Origin of the sequence: Ideonella azotifigens, from assembly GCF_006519715.1 — a bacterium.
In the GTDB taxonomy this organism is placed as follows: Bacteria; Pseudomonadota; Gammaproteobacteria; order Burkholderiales; family Burkholderiaceae_C; genus Ideonella; species Ideonella azotifigens.
Genome location: NZ_VIDT01001169.1, coordinates 1 through 1079 on the forward strand (window position 1 = coordinate 1; position 1079 = coordinate 1079).

Here is a 1079-nt window from a genome sequence, read left to right on the forward strand (position 1 = left end):
GGCCTTCGGCGCCCAGGACCAGGCGCTGGAAACCTGGCTGTCGGAGCTGGCCCGGGAGCCACACGTGGACCCGTACCTGCGCGCGGTGGTGGCCTTCGCCCGCATGGCCGAGGGCGGCATTGCCGCCGCCAACCATTGCCACAATACGCAGGACGGCAAGGCCTTGCTGCGGGAGGCTCAGGGGGTGGCCCGCGCCGCCCGCGACGTGGGCTTGCGCATCGCTTTCGCTGTGCCTTTCGCGGGCCGCAACAACGTTGTCTACGGCCCGTTGGCACCGCTGCTGGCGCACCTGCCACCGGCGGACCACGCGCGGCTGATCGCCCAACGCCAGCCCAGCCGCACGCTGCAGGAGAACCTGGCGCTGGTTGAGGAGATTGCCGAACTTTCCCACGAGGGCTTCAGCGTGCAGTATGGGCCGGTCGGCCCGCAGTGGGTGGACGACGAGGCCTTGGCCAGCATCGCACAGGCCAGCGCCGACAGCGGACGGCGCGTGCACATGCACCTGTTCGAGACACGGCAGCAACGGGCATGGGCCGATGCGCACCACCCTGGGGGCCTGCTGAAGCATCTGGACGCCATCGGGTTGCTGTCGCCGCGCCTGACCGTGGCCCATGCGGTGTGGCTGGACGCAGCCGACTGCGCGCTGCTGGCCGAGCGTGGCGTGATGGTCAGTGCCAATGTCTCGTCGAACCTGCGGCTGCGCTCGGGCATGCCGCCGTGGCGCCGCTACCTGGATGCGGGCCTGCGCTTCGGCCTGGGGCTGGACGGCATGAGCCTGGACGATGACGAGGACATGCTGCGCGAGATGCGGCTGGCCTGGCACCAACTGAGCACCGTGGATGGCTGCGAACGCTTCAGCCTGGGCGACCTGTTCCAGGCCGTCTGCGGGCATGGGCGGGCGAGCATCACCGGACAAGCGCCGGGCGATGCCGAACTCAAGCCCGGCGCCCCGGCCGACATCCTGGTGCTGGACCTGCGCCACCTCACGCGCGACCGGCTCAGCGAGGACCCCGCCGACCTGCTGGCGCTGGTGGTGGCACGCGCCACCAAGCGCGACATCCAGCACCTGCTCGTCGCCG

General features: G+C 70.9%; 1 protein-coding gene. It reads left to right on the forward strand.

What is annotated here, in order from left to right; all coding sequences use genetic code 11:
• A partial coding sequence (locus tag FKP22_RS31385) for an amidohydrolase family protein (protein WP_141292066.1) occupies nucleotides 1–1079 on the forward strand: 1079 nt, incomplete at both ends.